General features: G+C 66.2%; 15 protein-coding genes. 8 read left to right on the forward strand and 7 right to left on the reverse strand.

Annotated elements, in window-relative coordinates; all coding sequences use genetic code 11:
• Positions 1 to 15: 15 nt before the first annotated feature.
• Both L5014_RS01430 and L5014_RS01435 read left to right on the forward strand, forming a co-directional pair.
• Complete coding sequence (locus L5014_RS01430) at positions 16 to 534, forward strand: sigma-70 family RNA polymerase sigma factor (RefSeq protein WP_238461798.1); 519 nt, start codon at positions 16 to 18, stop codon at positions 532 to 534.
• Positions 531 to 1,442 (forward strand): anti-sigma factor family protein, encoded by a 912-nt coding sequence (locus L5014_RS01435; protein ID WP_238461799.1) that lies wholly within the window; start codon positions 531 to 533, stop codon positions 1,440 to 1,442. Before L5014_RS01430 ends, L5014_RS01435 begins: the two co-directional genes overlap by 4 nt.
• A 211-nt stretch (positions 1,443 to 1,653) precedes the next feature.
• On the opposite strand, the gene L5014_RS01440 is transcribed toward L5014_RS01435, so the two are convergent.
• Positions 1,654 to 3,681, reverse strand: coding sequence for a trypsin-like peptidase domain-containing protein (locus tag L5014_RS01440; protein WP_238461800.1), 2,028 nt, complete (start codon positions 3,679 to 3,681; stop codon positions 1,654 to 1,656).
• A gap of 22 nt (positions 3,682 to 3,703) precedes the next feature.
• On the opposite strand from L5014_RS01440, the gene L5014_RS01445 reads away from it, so the two are divergent.
• Both L5014_RS01445 and L5014_RS01450 read left to right on the forward strand, forming a co-directional pair.
• On the forward strand, positions 3,704 to 4,018 hold the full coding sequence (locus L5014_RS01445) for a diguanylate cyclase domain-containing protein (RefSeq protein ID WP_238461801.1): 315 nt from the start codon (positions 3,704 to 3,706) through the stop codon (positions 4,016 to 4,018).
• A 142-nt stretch (positions 4,019 to 4,160) separates the two neighbouring features.
• Positions 4,161 to 5,135, forward strand: coding sequence for a sulfonate ABC transporter substrate-binding protein (locus tag L5014_RS01450; protein WP_238461802.1), 975 nt, complete (start codon positions 4,161 to 4,163; stop codon positions 5,133 to 5,135).
• A 99-nt stretch (positions 5,136 to 5,234) separates the two neighbouring features.
• On the opposite strand, the gene L5014_RS01455 is transcribed toward L5014_RS01450, so the two are convergent.
• The 4 genes from L5014_RS01455 to L5014_RS01470 all read right to left on the reverse strand — a co-directional run bounded on the left by L5014_RS01455 (position 5,235) and on the right by L5014_RS01470 (position 10,237).
• Positions 5,235 to 6,188 (reverse strand): ABC transporter substrate-binding protein, encoded by a 954-nt coding sequence (locus tag L5014_RS01455; RefSeq protein ID WP_238461803.1) that lies wholly within the window; start codon positions 6,186 to 6,188, stop codon positions 5,235 to 5,237.
• A 121-nt stretch (positions 6,189 to 6,309) separates the two neighbouring features.
• Complete coding sequence (locus tag L5014_RS01460) at positions 6,310 to 7,269, reverse strand: ABC transporter permease subunit (protein WP_238462121.1); 960 nt, start codon at positions 7,267 to 7,269, stop codon at positions 6,310 to 6,312.
• Positions 7,270 to 7,434: 165 nt separating this feature from the next.
• The gene (locus L5014_RS01465; protein WP_238461804.1) at positions 7,435 to 8,988 is read right to left on the reverse strand and encodes a sugar ABC transporter ATP-binding protein; all 1,554 of its coding nucleotides are present in this window, start codon (positions 8,986 to 8,988) and stop codon (positions 7,435 to 7,437) included.
• A complete protein-coding gene (locus tag L5014_RS01470; RefSeq protein WP_238461805.1) occupies positions 8,975 to 10,237 on the reverse strand; it encodes an ROK family transcriptional regulator in 1,263 nt (420 codons plus the stop codon). The genes L5014_RS01465 and L5014_RS01470 overlap by 14 nt, the downstream gene beginning before the upstream one ends.
• A 303-nt stretch (positions 10,238 to 10,540) precedes the next feature.
• Between L5014_RS01470 and L5014_RS01475 the strand changes: the two genes are divergently transcribed.
• The 4 genes from L5014_RS01475 (at position 10,541) to L5014_RS01490 (ending at position 13,314) form a co-directional block, all read left to right on the forward strand.
• Complete coding sequence (locus tag L5014_RS01475; protein WP_238461806.1) at positions 10,541 to 10,894, forward strand: YciI family protein; 354 nt, start codon at positions 10,541 to 10,543, stop codon at positions 10,892 to 10,894.
• Between the two features lie 165 nt (positions 10,895 to 11,059).
• Positions 11,060 to 11,482 (forward strand): YciI family protein, encoded by a 423-nt coding sequence (locus tag L5014_RS01480; protein ID WP_238461807.1) that lies wholly within the window; start codon positions 11,060 to 11,062, stop codon positions 11,480 to 11,482.
• 57 nt (positions 11,483 to 11,539) lie between these two features.
• Positions 11,540 to 11,962 (forward strand): VOC family protein, encoded by a 423-nt coding sequence (locus tag L5014_RS01485; protein ID WP_238461808.1) that lies wholly within the window; start codon positions 11,540 to 11,542, stop codon positions 11,960 to 11,962.
• Positions 11,962 to 13,314: an RNA polymerase sigma factor gene (locus L5014_RS01490; protein ID WP_238461809.1), complete on the forward strand. Its 1,353-nt coding sequence runs from the start codon at positions 11,962 to 11,964 to the stop codon at positions 13,312 to 13,314. Before L5014_RS01485 ends, L5014_RS01490 begins: the two co-directional genes overlap by 1 nt.
• On the opposite strand, the gene L5014_RS01495 is transcribed toward L5014_RS01490, so the two are convergent.
• The gene (locus L5014_RS01495; protein WP_238461810.1) at positions 13,311 to 13,964 is read right to left on the reverse strand and encodes a glutathione S-transferase family protein; all 654 of its coding nucleotides are present in this window, start codon (positions 13,962 to 13,964) and stop codon (positions 13,311 to 13,313) included. The two genes, L5014_RS01490 and L5014_RS01495, sit on opposite strands and share 4 nt — an antisense overlap.
• A 193-nt stretch (positions 13,965 to 14,157) precedes the next feature.
• Positions 14,158 to 15,519, reverse strand: a complete 1,362-nt coding sequence (locus L5014_RS01500) for an MFS transporter (RefSeq protein WP_238461811.1) — start codon at positions 15,517 to 15,519, stop codon at positions 14,158 to 14,160.
• Between the last annotated feature and the right edge of the window lie 164 nt (positions 15,520 to 15,683).

A 15,683-nucleotide genomic window follows, 5' to 3' on the forward strand; every position in this document is an offset into this window, starting at 1 on the left:
CGGCGAGGATGGGACATGGACATCCGTGACGAGCTGATCGAACACGTACCGCGTCTGAGGCGTTATGCCCGCGCGCTGATTCACAACCGGGAGCTCGCCGACGACCTCGTGCAGGACACGCTCGAGCGGGCGCTCGCGCGCACAGCGTTGTTTCGCGCGGGCACGGACCTGCGCGCCTGGCTCTTCACGATCATGCACAACGTCTTCGTGAATCAGGTGCGCAAGTCGGCGGCGCGCGGCACGCATGTGAGCGTGGACGATGAGAGCGTGCCCGAGAACGACTACGCGGTGCCCGCGCCCCAGACCGGCACGCTCGAGGTTCGCGATCTCGACTTCGCGCTGCAGCGGCTGCCGGTCGAGCAGCGCGAAGTGGTGCTGCTGGTCGGGCTGGAGGAAATGAGTTACGCCGACGTGGCGCTGGCGCTCGACATTCCCATCGGTACGGTGATGTCGAGGCTTTCGAGGGGACGTGAGCGCCTGCGCGCGCTCATGGCCGGTTCCGTCCCGCGTGCGAATCTGAAGGTGGTGCGATGAGCGAGCAACATAATCCCGTGACCGAAGACGAGATCCACGCTTATGTGGACGGCACGCTTGCGCAGGCACGCCGCGCCGACGTCGAGCGCGAGCTCGAACGCAATCCGGAGCTTGCGGCGCGCGCGAGCGACTTCTTCGCGCTGAACAACCTGCTGCACGAGCGTTACGACCGCGTGATGAGCGAGCCCGTGCCCGCGCGTCTGCGCGTCGAGGCCGTCGGGGGCAGCGGCTCTGGCGGCTCTGGCGGCTCTGGCGGCTCAAGCGATTCCAGCGGCGAGCCGGGCAGGCGTCGCGTGCGCGAAGCCGCAAACTGGCCGAAGTTCGCGGGCCTTGCGGCTGCACTGGTGCTGGGCGTGGGCATCGGCTGGGGCACGCATTATGGCGCGGCCATGATCGACGGCACAGCGGGGCGCGGCGACCAGCACGCGGATCTGCATACGGTGAGCGCGGATTCGACCATGAACTTTGTGCACGAGGCCGCGCTCGCCCACGTGGTTTACATGCCCGAGGTGGAGCGGCCGGACACGATGGGCGCGCGCCGTGAGCAGGATTTCGTGCAGTGGCTCGCGAGCCGGCTCGGCACCAATGTGCAAGCGCCGATGCTGGAGAAGAGCGGCTTCGAACTCTCGGGCGGGCGTTTGCTGCCGGGCGCGGATGGTGATGTCGCGCAGTTCATGTATCACAACGCGCAGGGCGAGCGTGTGACGTTGTGCATCTCGCACCGCAAGACGAGTAGCAACACGACTGCGTTCAAGCTCTACCAGGACGGCTCCGTGAACGTGTTCTACTGGATCGACGGCGACTTTGGCTATGCGCTGTCGGGTGGCATCGACCGCAAGGTGTTGCTGCAACTCGCCCACGATGTTTATGCGCAATTGACGCCGACGCCAACGCCGACGCCGCGCTAGTCGCGCGTGCGCACGCGGCTTCCCGATACAACGCACGACGCTCAGACCGCTCGCGATATCCACATGCATGCCAACGCCGACACCCGCTCGTCACGAGCGGGGTGTCGGCGTTGCACGCAATGGTTGCTTGCGCATCGACTTTTCTCGGATCAACTTCCCTCGTAGATATTGCAGAAGCTCATCGGCCCCACGCAGGCCCTGTGCGATGCGCTCACCTGAGCTTCACCGCAACGAAGCTGCGCGCATGGTTTCGCTGGATCAGCACCTCCATGCTTTTGGTCGCCTTTGCTTCGAGGTCGGCGGCCTGGTCCTCGGTTTCGACCAGCATTTCGTCGAGCGTCAGCACGACGTCGCCGCGCCGCACGCCTGCTTTCGCGGCGGCGCCGGTCGAGTCTTCCACCATCAGCCCGAGCGGCAACCCGGTCGAGCGTTTTTCCTCGTCGGTCAGCGCGTGCGTGAGGAGGCCGAGGCGATCCACCATGTGGCGCGGCGCCGGGGCCGCCGCCTGGGTGTCGGTTTGGATGGCGGCTTGGGGCGTGGGTTGGATGGCGGCTTGGATGGTGGGTTGGGCGGCGTCCGTCATTGTCGTCTTCACGGCCTTGACGTCATTGACTTGCGCGGCGTTGGCCACCGCCGGCGTGGCCGCTACGGCGGTGGCCGCTGCTACGGCAGGTAGCGCAGCCGCATCGGCCGTTCCGGCTGGCGGCGCCGGAACCGGAACGGGAACCGGCACCTGAACCGCATGCACGTCATTTGCCGCATTAGCCACTTTCGCCGTCGTATTTGCTGTGTTTGCCACTTTCTCCGCATTCGCAGTGTCCGCCACATTCGCCACATTCGCAGTGTTTGCCGCTTTCGTGGCCTTGGTCTCGACGGCGGCGTTCGTGAACCCAGCCCGCTTCGGCTGCCGGTTGCGGATCACCTCCAGCGGGATTTTTGTCGCGGGCGGCACGGCGGCGAGTTGCTCGGCGAGCGTAGCGGCCCGGTCGACCGGCGTGTCGCCCACCTGCACGATGACGTCGCCGGCAGTCACGCCTGCGGCGGCGGCGGGCGAGCCCGGCGCGACGGTGTCGACGAGCGCGCCGCTCGCGCGCGGCAAGCCGAGGGCCGCCGCCATCCCCGGGCTCACGTCTTCGACCTGCATGCCGAAGGTGCTGGCCGTGTGCGGATTGCCGGCGCCGCTTCCAGTGGCGTCGACGAGGTTGGCTGCGGCATCGGCGGGGGCAGCATCGGCGGCGGCGGCAGCAGCAGCAGCGGCAGCGTGCGCCGCCTTGCGCGCGGCCTGCAATTGCGCGCGGAACCGGGTCGCCGCTTCGATCGGAATCGCGAAGGTCAAGCCCTCGTAGTGGCCGCTATCGGCGTAAAGCTGCACGTCGATGCCGATCACTTCGCCCGCGCGATTGAACAGCGGCCCGCCGGAGTTGTCGGGATTGACCGCCACATCGGTCTGGAGGAATGGGAATGCGTTGCCGTCGGGCAGCGTGCGCGAGGTTGCGCTGACGATGCCCGTCGTCACGGTGTTCTGGAAGCTGTCCGGCGAGCCGATCGAGAGCACCGGTTCGCCTGCGTGCATCTTCGACGAATCGCCGAGCTTCACGAACGGCAAGTTGCGCGCGTTGGCGATCTGCAGCACGGCCACATCGCTCTGCGGGTCGACGGCAACCACTTGCGCCTTGAATTCGCGCTTGTCGGTCAGGCGCACGGTCACTTCTTCGGCCTTGTCGACGATGTGCGCCGTGGTGAGCACGAGGCCCCGCGAACTGACGATGAAGCCGGAGCCCGCACCCATCATTGCGCGCGGCGCGCCGGGCTGGCCGTCGGACGGCGGCCGTGGCGCGCGCCTGAAGAACGCGAAGAACGGGTCGTCGGCGTCGATGGCCTCTTGCTCCGGCGGCTCGGACTGATCGCCGGCGCCGCGTGCGATCACGTGCACGACGGCGGGACCGTAGCGCTCGGCGAGCGAGAAGAAGTCCGGGGTGGCCATGGCGGCGGGCGTGACCGCCACGTGCTCGGCAGCGGCGCGCTCGGCGGCGTTGACGGTGGCGGGCTTGCTGGCCGGCTTGCTCGCGGAGGGTTTGCTTGCCGCGGGTTTGGCGGCGCTGGGGCCGCTGGCCCCGCTGGCCCCGCTGGCCGCCGGTACGGGCGTGGCCGCGTTCGCCCGAAGGCAGAAAGCACTGGCGAGCGCCAGCGTGAGCGCCGCCGCGGGGCGCGAGGTGCGGGCGAGAAACAGGCGGAGCACAGCACACCTCCCAGTGGCATTCATGCTGGCGGACGTGGACCGGGATGCAATTGTGATGCAAGCGGACGCCGACAAAAATAGTGTAGTCACGTGGTGGGGCGAGTGGGGGGGAGGGTTTGTCCGGTGGCGAAAGGAAGGCTTTTTGTCAGGGGCGGGCTCGCTTTTTGAGCGCCTTTTTCGACTGCTTTCCTGCGATCTCCTGCGCTCGCATCTGCGCGCGGGCGACGTGGCCGGGCGCATCGGCGGCGGGAAGTTCGCGGTCTTGCTGGGCGGCGCCGATCTCGACGGCGCATGCACGGTCGCGCGCCGCATTCAGGACCAGGTGCGCTATCCATGAGGCGTGATTTACTTAGCGCGATTCGTTACTTCTGTGCGCGCAGCGTGACCGGTAGGATTTTTTGCACGCTATCGACACGACCAATATGTTGGCGCAACGCCTTTCACCATCGCGCGCCAACGCTTCATGCCACGCATCCATCATGACCCGCGAAAAAACGACTCCATCGAACCACCGCGAGCGCCGCCGCGCCGTGCTTGCCGCGCTGGGCGCCACGCTGGCCGGTGCGGCGCTGCCCGCCTGGGCAAAATTCCAGCCCGACCAGTTCCGCATCGGCTACCAGAAGGCCGCGAGCACGCTCGTCCTGCTCAAAGCCAACGGTGCGCTCGAAAAGCGCCTCGCGCCGCAAGGCATCAAGGTGACGTGGAACGAGTTTCCCGCCGGACCGCAACTGCTCGAAGGCCTGAATGTGGGCGCGATCGACTTCGGCTATGTGGGCGAGGCGCCGCCGGTGTTCGCGCAGGCAGCGGGCGCGGATTTCGTCTATACCGCCTATGAATTGCCTACGCCGCGCGCGGAGGGCCTGGTCGTTGCGAAGCAGTCGCCCATTCGCTCGGTGAGCGATTTGAAGGGCAAGAAAATTGGCCTGAACCGGGGCTCGGACGTGCACTGGTTCCTCGTCGCGCTGTTGGGCAAGCATGGTCTTGGCGTGCGCGACGTGCAGACCGTGTGGCTCGCGCCCGCCGACGCGCGCGCGGCGCTGCAAAGCGGCGCCATCGACGCATGGGCGATCTGGGATCCGTTTCTTGCCGCTGTGGAGGCGCAGGACGGTGCGCGCCTGATCGCCGATGCCAGCGGCGTGGCGAGCCATCACCAGTTCTTTCTGAGCCAGCGCGAGTTCGCGCAAAAGCGCCGCGACGTGATTGCGATTGCGCTCGACGAACTTGGCAAGACGGGGCAGTGGGTGCGCCAGAACACGGCGGCCGCAGCCGCACGGCTCGCGCCGATTCAAGGCCTGGACGCCGCGACCATCGAGACCGGGCTCAAGCACTACGCGCAGGAATACCGGCCCATCGACGCGGCCGTGCTTGCCGATCAGCAAAAGATTGCCGATACGTTCTACGACCTCAAGATCATTCCGCGGCGCGTGACCACGAAAGACGCGGTGCTGGCGTAAAAAAGCGGGCGACTACTTTCGACAGCAGCCGCCCGCCCGAAACTGATAAGCCGGTACGGGAGTTGAGGCGCGCTCAGTGGACGCGCTCAGTGGGCGCGCTCAGTGCGGCGACGACCAGCCCTTGTAGCTGCCGACGTTGTCGCGCGTGATGAGCTGCGGCGCCATCTCGATCATCGGATTCGCGGGCTTCTTGCCGTTCATGATGTCGTAGCCCACCTGCACGGCCGTCTGCGCCATCTTCCACGGGTCCTGGCTTGCCGAGGCCTGCACCAGCGTATCGCTCTTGAGCGCCGTTTCGATATCGGGTGCGCCGTCCACCGAGGTGATCACGATGCCGTTGCGATGCAACTGCTTCGCGGCCAGATCGCTGCCCACGGCCTGCGGGTCGTTGATCGCGAACACGCCGGCCACTTGCGGGAAGCGCGTGAGATAGCCCTGCATCGCGTTCATGCCGCCTTCGCGCGAGCCCTTTGCGTCCTGGTCGTCGGAGAGAATCTTGATGCCCGGCGACTTCGCGAGCACCTGCTTGCAGCCGTTCACGCGATCGATCACGGCCGAGACCTGCGGACCGTTTTCGATAATCACGTTGCCCTTGCCGTTGATCTTCTTCGACAGGTACTCGCACGAGATCTGGCCGGCCTTCAGGTTGTCGGTTTGCACGGTGGCGTCGGCGCCCGCCGCGGCCACGTCCACGGCCACCACCACGATGCCCGCGGCGCGGGCCTTGCGCACGGCCGGCTCGATCGCCTTCGGGTCGGAGGCGTTCAGCAGGATCATGTCGACGTGGGCCGAGATGAAGTTGTCGATCTGCGTGAACTGCTTGTTCAGGTCGTAATCGGCGGACACGGCCGTGACTTTCGCGTTCGGGTTGAGCTGCCGGGCTTTCGCCTCTGCACCGTGCACGATGGTCACGAAGTAAGGATTGCCAAGCGAGCCCACGGTGATGCCGATCGACTTCAGTTGCTTGTCGGCGGCGTGTGCGCCTTGCAGGGCAAAACCGAGCGTCAGTGCCGCAGCGGCGCGAACAGCGAAAGCAGCCTTTTTCTTGAACATGAGTCTGTCTCCAGAGGGGTCCGGTTGGTGTGTGTCATGCAGCGCGGGAGCAGGAGGACCACCTGCGCCCGCTTTGAAAGAGATGAACTATCTAGTCCGGAACGTTATCCAGCGCGCCGCATCAGGTACGCGCCGAGCCGCGCTGGCGATAGCGGTCGAGCGCCACGGCGCCCACGATCACGAGGCCCTTGATGATGTATTGCCAGATGTCCGAGACGCCCAGCAGCACGAGGCCGTTCGAGAGCACCGCGATGATGAGCGCGCCGATCAGCGTGCCGACGATCGAGCCCACGCCGCCCACGAAGCTCGTGCCGCCCAGGATCACCGCCGCGATCGCGTCGAGTTCGTATGACTGGCCGAGTTGCAGGCCGTTCGCGGCGTAAAGGCGTGCAGCCGACATCACCGCGCCGAGGCCGGCGAGCAGGCCCGAGGCGGCATAGACGAACATCTCGATGCCCCAGACCTTGATGCCCGAGAGGCGCGCCGCTTCGGGGTTGCCGCCCACCGAGTAGATATGCAGGCCGAGCACCGTGCGGCGCAGCACGAACCACGAGATGCCCACCACCACGAGCGCGATGATCACGAGCCAGGGCACACCGAACAGCGTGCCGTTGCCGATGAAGGCGAACGAGAGTTGCGGGTTGAAGAGGGTGGTGTCGTGGCCCATCAGACGCGCGATGCCGCGTACCGCCGTGAGCGAGCCGAGCGTGACGATGAAAGGCGGCAGGCGCAGGATCGAGATCAGCGCGCCGTTGATGACGCCAAAGCCCAGGCCCACGCCCAGCGCGGCGGGAATGCCGAGCCAGCCCCAGCCCGTGATGGTCGAGCAGAGCATGGCCGCGACCGCCGATGCGGCGAGGATCGAGCCCACCGAGAGATCGATCCCGCCCGTGAGGATCACGAAGGTCATGCCGGCGGCGAGCACGATATTGATCGAGGCCTGCTGCGTGACGATCGAGAGATTCTGGAACGTGGCGAAGCCGTCGGTCAGGAAGCCGAAGCCGATGCACAGCAGCACGAGCACGGGCAGCATGCCCGCCGTGCGCATGATGGACTTCATGCGTGCGCGATGGCCGTCGATTGCCGTGCTGCCGGAAGTGGGCTGCGTGGATTGCGTGGGCTGGGCGGGCGACGCTGCAACGCCATGGCGGGGAAGACTGCTTTTCATGATGTCGTGCTCCTCAATATCTCTTCGACTGGTGCGTCAACAGGTACGTCAACGGGTGCATCAGCGGGTGTGTCAAATTCAGGCGGCCTCGTCCAGCGCGCCTTGCGAGCCGGTGGCGAGTTCGATGATGGCTTCCTGCGTGATGGGCTTGCCCGTATAACCACCCAGTGCTCCGGCGAATACGCCCTCGCGCATCACGAGCACGCGGTCGGCCACGCCGATGATCTCGGGCAGTTCGCTCGAAATCACAATGATGCCCACGCCGGTTTTGGCAAGCTCGTTGATGATGCGGTAGATCTCCGACTTCGCGCCGATGTCCACACCGCGCGTCGGCTCGTCGAGGATCAGCACGCGCGGCTTCGTTTCCAGCAGGCGCGAGAGCAGCACCTTCTGCTGGTTGCCGCCCGAAAGCGCGCCCACGTTCACGCGGGAATTCGGCACGCGAATGGAAAGGGCGCGGATCGAGTCCTTCGCGCGCGACGAGCCGCGCGCGAGGTCGAGCACGCCGAAGCGCGCGTCGCGTCCGGCCACGGCCACGTTGATGTTGTCGCGCACGCTCATGTCGAGAAAGAGGCCCTGATGCTTGCGGTCCTCGGTCAGATAGACGAGGCCCGCTTCGATGGCGTCGCGCGGCCCGTGCACGGTGAGCGTGCGCCCGTCGATGGCGATATCGCCGCGCGCACGCGGCTCCGCGCCGAAGATCAGACGCGCGAGCTCGGTGCGGCCCGCGCCCACGAGGCCCGCGATGCCGAGCACTTCGCCCGCATGCAGATCGAGGCTGCAACCGCGCACGCGGTTGTGATCGGCCACATCGCGCACGGTGAGCACCACCTTGCCCGGATCGTAAGGGGCGTGCTCTTTTTTGTAGAACCCCGAAATATCGCGGCCCACCATCATGCTCACGAGGCTTTCTGCGTTGAGCGCGTCGCGCATCAGCGTGCCCACGTAGCTGCCGTCGCGCAGCACGGAAACGCGGTCGGATAGCTCGTAGATCTCGGCCATGCGGTGGCTGATATAGATGATCGCGAGACCTTCCTCGCGCAACTGGCGGATGAGCTTGAAGAGGCGCTCGGTCTCGCGCGAGGAGAGCGGCGTGGTGGGCTCGTCCATCACGATGATGCGCGCGTCGCTATGCACGGCGCGGGCGATCTCCACCAACTGGCGCTCGGCGATGGAGAGCGAGCCCACCAGCGTCGTGGGCCCGAAGGTGGCGCCCAGGCGCTTGAGCACGTCTTCGCAGCCGCGCTCCATGGCGGCGCGGTCGACCATGCCGAAGCGGCGGCCGCCACGGCGCAACTCGCGGCCCGCGTGAATGTTCTCGGCAACGGAAAGATTCGGCGCGAGGCTCAGTTCCTGGTAGATCACGGCCACGCCCAGTTCACGCGCGGCGAGCGGGCCGTCGATCACGACCGTCTTGCCGTCGATCACGATCTCGCCACCAGGATCGGCCTGATAGGCGCCCGAGAGAATCTTCATGAGGGTGGATTTGCCCGCACCGTTCTCGCCCATCAGCGAATGCACTTCGCCGGGCCAGACCGAGAGGCGCACCTTGTCGAGCGCGCGCACGCCGGGAAACGTCTTGCTGATGCCCCGCATTTCCAGCAGCGGGGGCGTCGATTCAGAGCGCGACATGGCTCTCCTCCTGCGCTTGAGCGTAAGTTTGCGCGCCGGCGCCCATCAGGATGCCCGCACGCGGCGAAAAGTTGAAGAACATAGGCAGCGTCGCGGCGCCCAGCGCACCGGCATCGGGGCCGAAGGTGCCGCGCACCAGCGCGGGTGTGCCGCGCGCCTCGGGCGCGGTGGCCGCTACGGCCACGCGCAGGCGCTGCATGAGGGTGTCGATGAGGCCCGCGTCCACGTCGGCGTCGAGCACCACGGCCGGCACGTCGAGCACGCACAGCGCGGAGCGCAGCGCGGGCGCGAGCGCGTCGATGCAGTCGTCGAGCCATTCCCCAACGGCCGGATGGCCGCGCGCGATGCACGCTTCGATATCGGCGCGGTTATCCACCTTCTCGCCGTGATACTGCAGATGGCGGCGCAGCGCGATGAGCGAGGCGCGCGAAAGCAGGATGTCCCATTTGCCGGCCGGCTGGTACGCCGAAGGCAGGGCGCTCGGCGGCACGGGCATCACGGCGAAATCGCCCGCATTGCCCGTGAGACCGCGCACGCAGTCGCCGCCGATGGCGATGCCGCCGCCAATGGCCGCGCCCAGAAACAGGTAAAGGAAGTCGTCGCGCTGGCGCCCGCAGCCGTAGAAGATTTCGGCGATGGCGGCGGCGTTGCCGTCGTTCTCGCTGAACACCGGCAACCCGAGCGCGCGGCCCAGCTCGCCCGCGAAATCGACGTCGCTCCACACACGGAACGCTTGCGCGGGCAGGCCCAGCTCGCGCAGCCAGCTACCGAGGTTGTACGGCTGTGCCACGCCAATGCCGGCGAGACGGCTGCGCTCTGATTTATCAAGCAATCCTGAGAGTTCGCGGATGTCCTGCTGGACGATTTCCTGCACGACGGCGGGTTGCGGCAGCAGCATGTCGTGCGAGCGGCGGCCGATCATCTGGCCCGCGAAGTCCACGAGCACGGTTTCGATGTTGGTCCGGTCGAGGCGCACGCCGATGGCGAACGCGCCGCGCGGCGCGAGGCGCAGCAGCGAAGCGGGCTGGCCGCGTCCGCCGTCCAGGCGCCGCCCGCTCACCTCGATCAGGCCGTTTTCCGTGAGCGAGGTGATGATGCTGCCCACGGCCGTGCTGGTGAGATTCGCCAGGCGAGCGAGATCGGCCTTCGAGGCTTCGCCGGCACGCCGCAGCGCCTGCAACAGCAGGCGTTCGTTGAAGCGGCGGACATTGGCCGAGTTGCTGCCCTGGCCGACATGCGGACTTCTCACGCGTCTCCTCCGGTTACGTCAGCGAACGGGTTGGGCTCGCTGCTGACTAAATAAATCAAGTTGATTTATTTAATATCGGAAAGCGTTCCGCGTCAGCCTGGGGAAATCCCGGTCATCGTGCGGGCATGCGTCTGGCTGGGGCCTGGGCCGCATCCGGCGGGCCATCCGGCGGGTCATGCTTCGCGGCCGTGTTTTCGGCATTATTCCTGCGATATTCTTTCGTTGGCTTTCATCCGTGCGTGGCGATGTGCTGCGGACGCTGGAATGAACTCGTTGGCTCACTGACACAGGACCAGGCACTTCATGGCATACATGCTGCTCATTGCCGAGCCGCGCGGCCAGCGCGAGACGCGCTCACAGGCCGAAGGCGAGGCGCTCTACGCGCGCATGCTGCGCTTCGCCGACGACCTCGCCGCGCGCGGCGTGCTGCTCGATGCGCAATCGCTCGTTTCCGACAAAGAGGCCGCCCGCGTACAGGTGCGCGACGGGCGCGCGAACGTGCTCGACGGTCCGTTCGCGGAGGCCAAAGAAATGATAGGCGGCTTTTTTCTAATTGATTGCGCAACGCGCGAAGAGGCGCTCGCCATTGCGCAGGAATGCCCGGCAGCGGAATGGGCGAACGTGGAGGTGCGCGAGACTGGCCCGTGCTTTCGCTAGTCGGGCGCGGTCGATCGTCGGGGTTGATCCAGGTAGTTTCCCTGGGGCGGTAAAAAAATTGTCGGGCGATGTCGATTTGCGTGGGCGTCGCGCGTCGTGTGAATGAGCGTATCGAAACGATGGCGCTTCCTTCACCCCGCACAGGAACCGAGACAGGAGAAAGCAATGCGATTCATGATCATGGTGCGCGCCAACGCGATGAGCGAATCCGGCGACACACCCGACGACCCGGAGATGTTCGCCGAGATGGCCGCCTACCACGAGGAACTGGCCAAGGCGGGCGTGCTGCTCGACGCCTCGGGCCTGCAACCGAGCGCGCGCGGCTTTCGCGTGCGTTACACCGACGGCAAGCCCGCCATCGTCGATGGTCCATTTACCGAAACGAAGGAATTGATTGCCGGCTATACGCTGATCCAGGTACGCTCGCGCGACGAGGCGCTCGAATGGGCGCGGCGCTTCCCAGCGCCGTTCGGCAAGCACGCCGACGGCGAGATCGAAGTGCGCCAGCTCTTTGAACTCGACGATTTCGCGCAGTGCGAGGGCATCGAACGCTTTCGCAAGCTCGAAGTCGGGCGCAACGCCAGGTGAGCAAGCCATCCAGTCATTTATCCAGCAATCCGAATCATTTTTCGAAAGGACACGAATATGCACAAGCACATTTTCGTCAATCTGGGCGTGCGCGACCTGAAGCGTTCGATGGACTTCTTCGGCAAAGTCGGTTTCACGTTCGAACCGAAATTCACCAATGACCAGGCCGCCTGCATGGTGATCGGCGAGAACATCTTCGCGATGCTGCTCACCACCGATTTCATGCGCAGCTTCACCGACAAGGCGCTCGTCGATGCGCGCGAGCAGACCGAAGTGCTCGTGTGCCTTTCGTGCGAGTCGCGCGATGAAGTCAACGCGCTCGTGGATAAGGCGCTGGCGGCGGGCGGCAGCTCGAAGCGCCCGCCGATGGACTGTGGCGATGCCATGTATGGCCGCAGCTTCGAAGACCCCGACGGCCACATCTGGGAATTGATGTACATGTCGCCGGAGATGGTCGAGAAGGGCGTGCACGGCTCGTGATGCACGAGGACGGTCGCGCGGGTCACTCAGGTCAGGAGGGCCCGGCAGACAGCGACGAAGCGGGCCGGGCCGCGACACATCGCGCGATTGCCGCGGTCTGGCGCATCGAATCCGCCAAGGTGATCGCCCACGCCGCGCGCCTGCTGGGCGACGTGGGACTCGCCGAGGATGCCGCACAGGACGCACTGGTTGCCGCGCTCGAAAGCTGGCCCGCGAGCGGCATCCCCGCCAACCCGGGAGCATGGCTCATGACCGCCGCGAAGCACCGCGCGCTCGACCGCATGCGGCGGGCCGCCTCGCATGCGCGCGCGCACGAAGCGCTGGGCGCCGACCTCGAAGCGCTCGAAGCGCACTTCGCGCCCGATTTCGTCGAGGCGCTGGACGCCGCGCGTGAAGACGATATCGGCGACGACCTGCTGCGGCTGCTCTTCGTGGCCAGTCATCCGGTGCTGCCGCGCGAGGGCCGCGTGGCGCTCACGTTGCGATTGCTGGGCGGGCTGACCACGGCGGAGATCGCGCGTGCATTTCTGGTTGCCGAGGCCACCGTTGCGCAGCGCATCGTGCGCGCGAAGCGCACGCTGGCGGAAGCGAAAGTGCCGTTCGAGGTGCCGGACAAGGCCGCGCGCGCGGCGCGGCTTGCTTCGGTGTTCGAAGTGATTTATCTGATCTTCAACGAGGGCTATGCGGCGACGGCCGGTGCGGACTGGATGCGGCCGGCGCTCTGTGAAGAAGCGCTGCGTCTCGCCCGCATGCTGGCCGAACTGGCGCCCGAGGAATCCGAAGCGCATGGGCTCGCCGCGCTGCTGGAGTTGCAGGCGTCGCGGTTGCCCGCGCGGGTGGACCGGCAAGGTCGCGCGGTGTTGCTCGCCGACCAGGATCGCGCGCGCTGGGACGCACTGCTGATTCGCCGTGGCCTGGCTGCGCTCGCGCGCGCTGAGCAGTGTGCGGGGCTGGCGGTGGGGGAATCCGCCGCGCTCGGGTCCTATGCGTTGCAAGCCGCGCTTGCCGCGTGCCACGCGCGCGCACCAAGCACGCAGGAAACCGACTGGGCGCGCATCGTCGCGCTCTACGACGCGCTCCTGCGCATCGCCCCGTCACCCGTGGTGCAACTCAATCGCGCCGTGGCGGTGAGCATGGCTGATGGACCGCAAGCGGCGCTCGCTATCGTCGACGTGCTGTGCGAGGAGCCCAGCTTGCGCCACTATCCCTGGCTGCCGGCCACGCGCGGCGATCTGCTCGAGAAGCTGGGTCGCGCGAACGAGGCGCGTGTCGAATTCGAGCGCGCCGCCGCGCTCACGCAGAACGCGCGCGACCGCGAAGTGCTGCTCGAGCGGGCCGCAGCTTCACATTAAACATTACGCGGCGCGATACGCTCACCCGGCATCAACGCATACGGGTCTTTCCAGCCCGGCAGATTCGCGATCCGCTCCGCCCAGCGGGCGATATTCGGGTAAGTCGTCGGCAGATCGAAGCCGGTTTCCTCGGCCGGATAGAACGCATACCCCGCAAGCGAAAGATCCGCGATAGTAGGCCGTTTCCCGACGATATATGCGTTCTGCGCGAGATGTTTATCGACAATCGAATACGCCGCTTCAGTCCGACCCATCAGGTATTTCTGGACTTCGGGATGTGGCGCCGGCGTGGCGAAGCAGCGGAAATAGCGGTAGGTGGCGAGATAGCTGGTGAACTTGTGGTTATCGAACAGGATCCAGCGCAGGATCTCGCGCTTCTCGTCCTCGCTTTGCGCGCCGAACGTGCCGAGCCGGTCCGCGAGATAGTCGAGGATGACGCCGGATTGCGTCAGCCGGTTGCCCTCATGTTCGAGAACCGGCACCTCGCCCATTTCGTTGACGTCGCCGCGCCATTCCTGCCCGCGCGTTTGTCCGTGGAAGAAGTCGACGAACACCGGTTCCCAGTCCACGCCGGAGCAGGCGAGCATCAGCGCCGCTTTGTAAGCGTTGCCGGATTGCGCGAAGCAGTGCAGTTTGTATTCCTTGCTCATGATTGTCCTTTGGGTTGTTCCGTGAGATCTCGATGAACCCGCCGGGGACGCTGCCCCGGGGCTGCCGGTGTGGCAGCGTAGCACCAAACTGTGAGCAAACTTGTGAGCAAACTGCGCGCCGCGCCGGCAGCGACATTCGATGAGCGAGGCGCGGTGCGCACGGCGTGCGTCCGCGTTCGCTTCGCGCGCGGCGTCAGGCCAGCTCGACGCGCTTGATCTCCTTGACGATCACGAGATAGCTCAGCACGGTGATCACCGCGTTGACGCCCACGAAGGCGAGCGCGCCGTCGAACGAGCCCGTCTTCGCCACGAGGTAGCCGATCACGATGGGCGTGACGATGCCCGCCGCGTTGCCGAACATGTTGAAGATCGAGCCCGAAAGGCCGATGGCTTCCTTCGGCGCGGTGTCGGCGACCACGGCCCAGCCGAGTGCGCCCACGCCCTTGCCGAAGAACGCGAGCGACATCAGCGCCACCACGAGCCAGTCGCTGTGCACATAGTTGCAGCCGACGATGCAGGCCGAAAGCGCCATGCCGCCCACGATCGGCACCTTGCGCGCCACGGTAAGCGAAAGGCCGCTGCGAATGAGGGCATCGGAGATCACACCGCCCAGCACGCCGCCGAGAAAGCCGCAGATCGCGGGCAGCGAGGCCACCAGGCCCGCATGCAGGATCGTCATGCCGCGCGCCTGCACGAGGTAGATGGGAAACCACGTGAGAAAGAAGTACGTGAGCACGTTGATGCAGAACTGCGCGAGATAGACGCCCACCAGCATGCGGTTCGTGAGCAACTGGCGCACGCGATGCCAGCCCTCGCTGGCGGGGCGCTCGCCGCGCCCGTGGGCCACGCGGGCCGCGTGGGTCTGATGGCCGTTCACGAGGCCGCCGCCTTGCTCGATGTATTCGAGTTCCTGACGGTTCACATGCGGATGGCTGGCGGGATGCTTCATGACCTTGAGCCACACGAGTGCGAGCACGAGGCCGCCCAGGCCCATCATGAGATACACGTGATGCCAGCCCCAGGCGTGCGTGACCCACGCCATGAGCGGCGTGAAGACCACGGCCGCGAAGTACTGTGCCGAATTGAAGATGGCCGACGCGGTGCCGCGCTCGTGGGTCGGGAACCAGCTCGCGACCACTTTCGCGTTGGCTGGAAAGGCGGGCGATTCCGCGGCGCCCATCGCGAAGCGCAGCACGAACAGCGCGGTGACGGCGGCGGCTGTGCTGCCGAGCACGCCAATCGCGCTTTGCAGCAGCGTGAAGAGCGACCAGAAGAAGATGCTGGTGGCGTAGACGCGGCGTGCGCCGAAGCGGTCGAGAATCCAGCCCGCGGGCACCTGCGAGAGCACATAGGCCCAACTGAATGCCGAGAAGATGTAGCCCATGCGGATGGCGTCGAAGCCGAACTCCGCGCGCATCGCGGAGCCCGTGACCGAGAGCGTCGCGCGGTCCGCGTAGTTGAGCGTCGTGATGACGAAGATCAGTGCGAGGATGACGTAACGGACCTTCGTGCGCGTCGCGACATCGGCCGGGGTTGCGGTGCGGCTCAACGGCATGGGAATTGACCTTGGTAGCTGAAGGGAAGTGAGCGGAAGCGGATGAATGGCCGGGTTGTTCGCCTTATGTTGTAAGACGTCTTGTCGGCTTGTTGAGGCGATCCTACAATGGCGATCGGCCGATAATCAACCCGGTTACGCCCGATATCGCGGAAATTCAGGGT

The sequence above is a fragment of the Paraburkholderia tagetis genome, from assembly GCF_022213065.1.
GTDB lineage: Bacteria > Pseudomonadota > Gammaproteobacteria > Burkholderiales > Burkholderiaceae > Paraburkholderia > Paraburkholderia tagetis.

Excerpts from the sequence above, each read along its gene's own strand:
- L5014_RS01430 (WP_238461798.1), top strand. The coding sequence starts at position 16 with ATGGACATCCGTGACGAGCTGATCGAACACGTACCGCGTCTGAGGCGT.
- L5014_RS01435 (WP_238461799.1), top strand. The coding sequence starts at position 531 with ATGAGCGAGCAACATAATCCCGTGACCGAAGACGAGATCCACGCTTAT.
- L5014_RS01445 (WP_238461801.1), top strand. The coding sequence starts at position 3,704 with ATGCTGGCGGACGTGGACCGGGATGCAATTGTGATGCAAGCGGACGCC.
- L5014_RS01450 (WP_238461802.1), top strand. The coding sequence starts at position 4,161 with ATGACCCGCGAAAAAACGACTCCATCGAACCACCGCGAGCGCCGCCGC.
- L5014_RS01455 (WP_238461803.1), bottom strand. The coding sequence starts at position 6,188 with ATGTTCAAGAAAAAGGCTGCTTTCGCTGTTCGCGCCGCTGCGGCACTG.
- L5014_RS01465 (WP_238461804.1), bottom strand. The coding sequence starts at position 8,988 with ATGTCGCGCTCTGAATCGACGCCCCCGCTGCTGGAAATGCGGGGCATC.
- L5014_RS01475 (WP_238461806.1), top strand. The coding sequence starts at position 10,541 with ATGGCATACATGCTGCTCATTGCCGAGCCGCGCGGCCAGCGCGAGACG.
- L5014_RS01480 (WP_238461807.1), top strand. The coding sequence starts at position 11,060 with ATGCGATTCATGATCATGGTGCGCGCCAACGCGATGAGCGAATCCGGC.
- L5014_RS01485 (WP_238461808.1), top strand. The coding sequence starts at position 11,540 with ATGCACAAGCACATTTTCGTCAATCTGGGCGTGCGCGACCTGAAGCGT.
- L5014_RS01490 (WP_238461809.1), top strand. The coding sequence starts at position 11,962 with ATGCACGAGGACGGTCGCGCGGGTCACTCAGGTCAGGAGGGCCCGGCA.
- L5014_RS01495 (WP_238461810.1), bottom strand. The coding sequence starts at position 13,964 with ATGAGCAAGGAATACAAACTGCACTGCTTCGCGCAATCCGGCAACGCT.
- L5014_RS01500 (WP_238461811.1), bottom strand. The coding sequence starts at position 15,519 with ATGCCGTTGAGCCGCACCGCAACCCCGGCCGATGTCGCGACGCGCACG.